This window comes from Pseudomonas syringae group sp. J309-1 (genome assembly GCF_032582135.1).
GTDB lineage: Bacteria > Pseudomonadota > Gammaproteobacteria > Pseudomonadales > Pseudomonadaceae > Aquipseudomonas > Aquipseudomonas quasicaspiana.
In genome coordinates, this window is record NZ_JAWHNU010000066.1 from 24,629 (window position 1) to 31,585 (window position 6,957).

The 6,957-nt window shown below is 58.1% G+C and carries 7 protein-coding genes; all 7 read right to left on the minus strand.

Annotation, left to right across the window (positions count from 1 at the left end; genetic code table 11):
- Positions 1–252: 252 nt before the first annotated feature.
- Positions 253–993, minus strand: a complete 741-nt coding sequence (locus RX972_RS25370; protein WP_027899400.1) for a secretin N-terminal domain-containing protein — start codon at positions 991–993, stop codon at positions 253–255.
- A 153-nt stretch (positions 994–1,146) separates the two neighbouring features.
- On the minus strand, positions 1,147–1,572 hold the full coding sequence (locus tag RX972_RS25375; protein WP_027899401.1) for a GNAT family N-acetyltransferase: 426 nt from the start codon (positions 1,570–1,572) through the stop codon (positions 1,147–1,149).
- Positions 1,565–2,731, minus strand: coding sequence for a cupin domain-containing protein (locus tag RX972_RS25380; RefSeq protein WP_316879572.1), 1,167 nt, complete (start codon positions 2,729–2,731; stop codon positions 1,565–1,567). The genes RX972_RS25375 and RX972_RS25380 overlap by 8 nt, the downstream gene beginning before the upstream one ends.
- An 84-nt stretch (positions 2,732–2,815) precedes the next feature.
- Positions 2,816–4,186 (minus strand): adenylosuccinate lyase, encoded by a 1,371-nt coding sequence (gene purB, locus RX972_RS25385; protein WP_027899403.1) that lies wholly within the window; start codon positions 4,184–4,186, stop codon positions 2,816–2,818.
- Between the two features lie 130 nt (positions 4,187–4,316).
- Positions 4,317–4,937 (minus strand): high frequency lysogenization protein HflD, encoded by a 621-nt coding sequence (gene hflD / locus RX972_RS25390; protein ID WP_027899404.1) that lies wholly within the window; start codon positions 4,935–4,937, stop codon positions 4,317–4,319.
- Positions 4,937–6,067: a tRNA 2-thiouridine(34) synthase MnmA gene (gene mnmA / locus RX972_RS25395; protein WP_263267653.1), complete on the minus strand. Its 1,131-nt coding sequence runs from the start codon at positions 6,065–6,067 to the stop codon at positions 4,937–4,939. Before mnmA ends, hflD begins: the two co-directional genes overlap by 1 nt.
- Positions 6,068–6,127: 60 nt before the next feature.
- The gene (locus RX972_RS25400; protein ID WP_316879575.1) at positions 6,128–6,574 is read right to left on the minus strand and encodes an NUDIX hydrolase; all 447 of its coding nucleotides are present in this window, start codon (positions 6,572–6,574) and stop codon (positions 6,128–6,130) included.
- Positions 6,575–6,957: the final 383 nt, after the last annotated feature.

Here is a 6,957-nt window from a genome sequence, read left to right on the forward strand (position 1 = left end):
AACTTCGTTCCAGTCGCAACCTCGTCAAACTGCCTTGTGGGCGATACAGACACGAATCGGCTCGTAGGATTTGAGCGCGACCCGAAGGCTCTTTTCACGGCCTCTGATTAGCGGGAGCGAGGCAATCATGCCTCGCCATTTTTGGCCCGTCAAACGTTTTGTAGTGCTTTTTTGAGATCACTACATATTTGCCTCGGTGCGACTGATCAGTCAGTAAAAGGCCCTGTAGTGCCCGATTTTGCGGGAGCCTTCTCACTCAAGGGTTTGCACCATGACGCGCAATGTCATGTCCTCTCGACCCTGGGTCGAATACTGCTGCGTATTGCCTTGGCGGTCAGCAACTGACTGATCGCTCACGCCCGCCAGAGTGATCCATTCACCGAGGCGGCCGCTGACCTGGCTGTCGGTACTTTGCACCTTGAAGGTGTCGGACCGTTCCTGGCTGACGCGATCCCGATTGGTGCTGATGTTCAGGTGCACGATGTCGCCGGTCACGCTGGCTGTAACGTAAAAGCCCTGAGTCACGTTGCGATATTCGGTGTTGCTCTGGGCATAGCCGTAATTGTCGGTCCGTGACGTTGTAACGGGCACGCTCTGACCCACCTGAATCAACGCTGGCGTGCCTTCACTGGCTTGCACCTGTTGCACGCCACCCTCGCGGCTGGCAGTGCCATAGTTGATGACGCGGTTCTGATTGATGCCATTGCTGCTACGTGAAGCGCTATCGCTGGTGTCGACGCTGATCAGCAAGCGTTTGGCGGCGACATCAAGTTGTGAGAGCAACGCGCGCAGTTCTTCGATCTTGCGCGGCTCGGCATTGACGATCAGTTGGTTGTTATAAGCGCTGACCGTACCGTCCGGGCCGAGGAAGGATTTGGCCACTGGCAGCAGGTCATCGCTGGTCCGGTAGTTGAGGGGAACCACTTCGGTAGCGGCCATGACACCGACACTACATATCAGCAGCAGCGAGGTAAGCAGGGGGCGCAGGAACATAAATCCAATCTCCTGGAAACGTCTAAAAGACCTGAGTTTGCCAGTTTGTCGGCCTGTGGACGCGCAAGTTGAATCTTCAAACGCAAAACGCCCTGCCGACCTTTACCAGCATAGACAGCTGGCGCAGGCGGGCAGGGCGTCAATTCAGGTCTTTCAGCCTGAGTGGCGGGTCATATTCACGTGAGGCAGTCCTGCCTCAAGAAACTCTTCACTGACGACGGTAAAGCCGAAGCGCTCGTAAAACTCCACGGCTTGTACCTGACCACTGAGTTTTTGTTGCCTCAGATCACGTCGCTCGGCTTCGTTGATGACGGCGCTGAGCAGCGCTTCACCGACGTTCATACCGCGCCAGTCCTTCAGCACTGACAGCCGACCTATTTCACCGTCCGGCAACAGGCGGGCTGTGCCAATGGCAAAGTCTCCCTCCAGTGCCAGGAAGTGAATGGCGTCGATGTCTTCAGCATCCCATTCCAGCTCCGGCGGCACCGACTGCTCAGCAACAAACACAGCATCGCGTACACGGCGGATGTCAGCGTTGTCTTTGTGCCAGTCGGCAACACGCACGTTGGTTCTATTCATCGGCAAACCCCAGGCTTCCTTGTTTTACCAGCTCACAGAGCAGGTTGCGTCCTTCTTCATCGGCCAACCATTGGCCGAGGTTGTCACTGTGCAGGGCATCGGCAGCGCAGATCATTTTCAGCAGTTCCCGCAGGCTGCCCGGCAGCAGACGGCTTTGACCACTGGCGAACAGTAGCAGGTCGTCATCAACTTCGGACCACGCCAGACGTGCGCTTGGGTTGCGAATGAGAACTGCGCCCTGTTCCAGACTGCTCAGCAGGTCTTCTTCTTCCAGCTCCGGACCTGCCACCAGTTCCGGGTAGCGCGGTTCTGTCATGAACTGGCCGAACCAGGTCAGCAGCAGGCGCTCGTCGCCCATGTGTTCAGCCAGCAAGGCTTTCAGGCGGTCGAGCGCGTCGTGCTGGATCTGATGAGGATCGTTGGCCGGTTGGGCATCTGCATCCGTGTAGCGCTCTTCATCAGGCGTGAACTGGCTGAGGAAGTCGGTGAAGTGGGTCAGCACTTCGGCAGCGCTTGGGGCACGGAAGCCGACCGAGTACGTCAGGCAGTCATCAACCGCGACGCCGCAGTGGGCGAGGCGCGGCGGCAGGTAAAGCATGTCGCCCGGTTCCAGCGTCCATTCTTCAGTCATCTGGAAGTCAGACAGGATTCGCAGGTCGGCGTGTTGCAGTAGCGGGCTATCGGAGTCGCACATCTGGCCGATTTGCCAGTGACGCTTGCCATGGCCTTGCAGCAGGAACACGTCGTAGTTGTCGAAATGCGGGCCGACACCGCCACCCGGTGCGGCGAAGCTGACCATTACGTCATCGATGCGCCAGCTTGGCAGGAAGCGGAAGTTTTCCAGCAGTTCGCTGACTTCCGGCACGAACTGGTCAACCGCCTGAACCAGCAGCGTCCAGTCTTTTTCCGGCAGCTTGCTGAACTCGTCTTCCGCGAACGGGCCGCGACGCAGTTCCCATGGGCGCTCACCGTTCTCGATGACCAGTCGCGATTCGACCTCTTCTTCCAGGGCCAGGCCAGCCAGCTCGTCAGGATCGATCGGGCTCTGAAAGTCCGGCAGGGCCTGACGGATCAGGAGTGGCTTTTTCTGCCAGTAGTCACGCAGGAAAACGCGCGCGCTGATGCCGCCCAGAAGTTGAAGAGGAATATCAGGATTCATGTGTAACCTATTGAAAGTTTGTCTTTTCGGGACTGCAATAAAAACGCCCGGCACTGCCGGGCGTGTGCACTGATGTGATGCGGGTCAGATGCGCTTGGCTTGAGCTACCGCATTGCCGATGTAATTGGCCGGGGTGAGTTTGTTCAACTCGGCCTTGGCCTCGGCAGGCATGTCCAGCGTATCGATGAACGTCTGCAGGGCTTCAGGGCTGATGCCCTTGCCGCGTGTCAGTTCTTTCAGCTTCTCATACGGGTTTTCGATGTTGTAGCGACGCATGACGGTCTGAATCGGCTCAGCCAGGACTTCCCAGCAAGCGTCCAGATCAGCGGCGATTTTCTGCTCGTTGAGCTCCAGCTTGCTGATGCCCTTGAGAGTGGCTTCGTAAGCGATAACGCTATGAGCAAAGCCGACGCCCAGATTGCGCAGCACGGTGGAGTCGGTCAGGTCGCGCTGCCAGCGGGAGATAGGCAGCTTGCTCGCCAGGTGCTGGAACAGTGCGTTGGCGATACCCAGGTTGCCTTCGGAGTTTTCGAAGTCGATCGGGTTGACCTTGTGCGGCATGGTCGACGAACCGATTTCGCCAGCAATCGTGCGCTGTTTGAAGTAACCCAGAGAGATGTAGCCCCAGATATCGCGGTCAAAGTCGATCAGGATGGTGTTGAAGCGCGCAATGGCGTCGAACAGCTCGGCAATGTAGTCGTGCGGTTCGATCTGCGTGGTGTAAGGGTTGAAGCCCAGACCCAGCTCGTCTTCGATAAAGGCGCGCGCGTTGGCTTCCCAGTCGATGGACGGATAAGCCGAGATGTGTGCGTTGTAGTTGCCGACTGCACCGTTGATCTTGCCCAGCAGCGGTACCGCAGCGATCTGGGCGATCTGACGCTCCAGACGGTAAACAACGTTGGCCAGTTCTTTACCCAGAGTGGTCGGGGAGGCTGGTTGACCGTGGGTGCGCGACAGCATTGGAACGTCAGCAAAACGGATGGCCAGCTCGCGGATCGAATCAGCGATCTTGCGCATCAGGGGCAGCATCACATTGTCGCGGCCTTCGCGCAGCATCAGGGCGTGGGACAGGTTGTTGATGTCCTCGCTGGTGCAGGCGAAGTGGATGAACTCACTCACTTTGTCCAGTTCAGGGAGCTTGGCAGCCTGTTCCTTGAGCAGGTATTCCACGGCCTTGACGTCGTGGTTGGTGGTGCGCTCGATTTCTTTCACGCGCTCGGCGTGGGTGATCGAGAAGTCTTCCGCCAGCGTGTTGAGGATGGCGTTGGCTTCAGCTGAAAACGCTGGGACTTCAGTGATTTCAGGGTGTGCGGCCAGACGCTGGAGCCAGCGTACTTCAACCATGACGCGAAAACGGATCAGACCGTATTCGCTGAAAATTGGGCGCAAGGCCTCGGTTTTACCGGCGTAGCGGCCGTCAACAGGGGAAACCGCAGTGAGCGAAGAAAGCTGCATAGGGTGCTCTCGGACAGTCAGGCAACGAAAAGGGGCGCGTATCATACATGAAAACCAGGCTGGATCGGGTCGGCCTGACCAGCGTATGTCACGCGATGTTTGTCAGCAGTTTCTGCAAATGCGTGGCGAATCAGCCATGCATCAATGGGTACAGTTCTTTCAATAACTTGCGACGGCTTACGACCAGTTGCCAGCGATGGCCGCCATTTTGTCGCCACAGGCGAGCAGAGCGAATACCTGCCAACAGCAGGGCGCGGATTTTCGAGGCATTGCTCGGCTGTTGCAGGTTGCGCATGTCGCCATGCACCTGAATGCGCTGGCGCAGGGTACTCAGGGTGTCCTGATACAAAGCGCCACAGGCCGCGATAACGTTTTCGTGGGCGATGCCGAAGTGTTCAACCTGAGACTGGATTTGCGGCAGACGGTTGCCTACGGTTTGCAGCATGTCGTCGCGCTTGGCCAGTTGTCTTTCCAGGCCCAGCATCGACAGGGCGTAACGCAGAGGTTCGCGCTGCAGCGTCGACGGATCGCGTTCCAGTGCGCTGGCGAGGGCGCGGTAGCCTTCGCGCAGGTTCAGGTCGTCGCCACCGTAAACGTCCAGCGTGTCTTTGGGATCCTGCACCAGCAGGCTGCCGAGCATGCAGCCCAGGACTGCTTCGCTGCTCTGACCGGTCTTGGCTATGCGGTCTACCAGTACGGCGGCCTGAAATACGCCAGCCAGTGCGACCAATTGCTCCTGAATCGGGGTCATCAACGCTTGTCCTTGCTGTGCCAGGCTTCGGCGATTTCAATCACGCCGCCGCCCAGGCAGATTTCGCCGTCATAAAACACCACGGACTGGCCCGGTGTAACGGCGCGTTGCGGTTCTTCGAAGGTGGCGCGATAGCCGTCGGCGGTCTGCTCCAGCGTGCAGAGCTGATCGCTTTGGCGGTAGCGCACTTTAGCAGTCAGGCGACGCGGCGTGCTCAGGTCAATCGGGTTGACCCAGTAGATCTGCGAAGCCACGAGGGCCCGGGAGAACAGCCAGGGGTGATCGTTGCCCTGACCCACGATCAGCTCGTTGTTCTCAAGGTCCTTGACCAGCACGTACCACGGGTCATCGCTGGCGTCTTTCAGACCGCCAATGCCCAGGCCCTGGCGCTGGCCGATGGTGTGGTACATCAAGCCGCTGTGGCGACCGATGACTTCACCCTCGGTGGTCTTGATCTCGCCGGGTTGAGCGGGCAGATACTGGCGCAGGAAATCGGTGAAACGGCGTTCGCCAATGAAGCAGATGCCGGTTGAGTCTTTCTTTTTTGCCGTCGCCAGACCGTGTTTCTCAGCGATGGCACGTACTTCTGGCTTTTCCAGTTCGCCGACCGGGAACAGGGTCCGGGCGATCTGGTCGCCACCCACGGCATGCAGGAAGTAGCTCTGGTCTTTGTTCGGGTCCAGACCCTTGAGCAATTCGGTGCGGCCATCGATATCCCGGCGGCGCACGTAATGACCGGTTGCAATCAGGTCGGCGCCAAGCATCAGGGCGTAATCGAGGAACGCCTTGAACTTGATTTCGCGGTTACACAGGATGTCCGGGTTCGGCGTGCGACCGGCCTTGTATTCGGCCAGGAAGTGCTCGAACACGTTGTCCCAGTATTCAGCAGCGAAGTTGGCGGTATGCAGTTTGATGCCGATCTTGTCGCACACGGCCTGGGCGTCGGCCAGGTCTTCACGGGCGGTGCAGTATTCCGTTCCATCGTCTTCTTCCCAGTTCTTCATGAACAGGCCTTCCACCTGATAGCCCTGCTCCATGAGCAGAACGGCAGAAACCGAAGAGTCTACGCCGCCGGACATGCCGACGATGACGCGCTTCTGTGCAGTATCGGAAAGGGTTGAATCAGGCATAGGAATTCAATGGGTAGCTTCGAAAAGGACGCGATTCTAACAGGCCCGGCGGCGGGAGTCTCACGCCTTGTCGCGTAGCAGGTCGAGACTGAAGTGTTCGCCGTTCAGGTAATCGTCCACGCAACGCAGCACCAGCTCGCTGCGCCAGCGCTCCTGTTGGACCACGAGTTCATCCCGGGTCAGCCACAGCGGGCCGATGATGCCGTCGTCCAGTTGATACTCTGGATTGTGGCGCAGCGGTTTGGCGGCAAAGCAGATGCGCTGATAGGTCACACCGTTGCTCGGCGCGGTATAGAGATAAATGCCGATGACGCTGGTCAGTTCGACGTCCCAGCCGGTTTCTTCGAGGGTTTCGCGTATCGCGGCGCGCTGCAGGGATTCGTCTGGATCAAGATGCCCGGCAGGCTGGTTGAGTACTGCCTTGCCGCCCTTGAGTTCTTCTACAAAAAGGAATTTGCCTTGATCTTCGACGATCGTGGCGACGGTGACGTGGGCTTGCCAGTTCATAGGGTGGGTGCTCAGTACAGGATTTTTGCTTTTGCGCCTGTACAGACTGTGTGAAAACTACTGCGCTCGGCAATACTGCGTTAAAAACAGCCGAAAAATGCTCATTTAGAACACCTAGACTCCGCTTTTCGGCTGTTTTTGCCTTGTCTTGCCGTCGCTCGCTACGTTTTCACACAGTCTGTGTAGGAGCGCGCTTGCCCGCGATTGCGTCGTATCAGACGACATCACTATCGATTGGTCTGACGCAATCGCGGGCAAGCGCGCTCCTACAGGCGCAAGACGAAAACGCAAACCCCGGCACAAGGCCGTAATGCTGTTCACTTAAGCGGAGCAGCCTTACGGTCCACTGGGTACCGGGTTTTAGAAATCTTCACCGTCCTTGG

Coding starts and splice junctions, on each gene's coding strand:
- RX972_RS25370 (WP_027899400.1), bottom strand. CDS start 993: ATGTTCCTGCGCCCCCTGCTTACCTCGCTGCTGCTGATATGTAGTGTC.
- RX972_RS25375 (WP_027899401.1), bottom strand. CDS start 1,572: ATGAATAGAACCAACGTGCGTGTTGCCGACTGGCACAAAGACAACGCT.
- RX972_RS25380 (WP_316879572.1), bottom strand. CDS start 2,731: ATGAATCCTGATATTCCTCTTCAACTTCTGGGCGGCATCAGCGCGCGC.
- purB (WP_027899403.1), bottom strand. CDS start 4,186: ATGCAGCTTTCTTCGCTCACTGCGGTTTCCCCTGTTGACGGCCGCTAC.
- hflD (WP_027899404.1), bottom strand. CDS start 4,937: ATGACCCCGATTCAGGAGCAATTGGTCGCACTGGCTGGCGTATTTCAG.
- mnmA (WP_263267653.1), bottom strand. CDS start 6,067: ATGCCTGATTCAACCCTTTCCGATACTGCACAGAAGCGCGTCATCGTC.
- RX972_RS25400 (WP_316879575.1), bottom strand. CDS start 6,574: ATGAACTGGCAAGCCCACGTCACCGTCGCCACGATCGTCGAAGATCAA.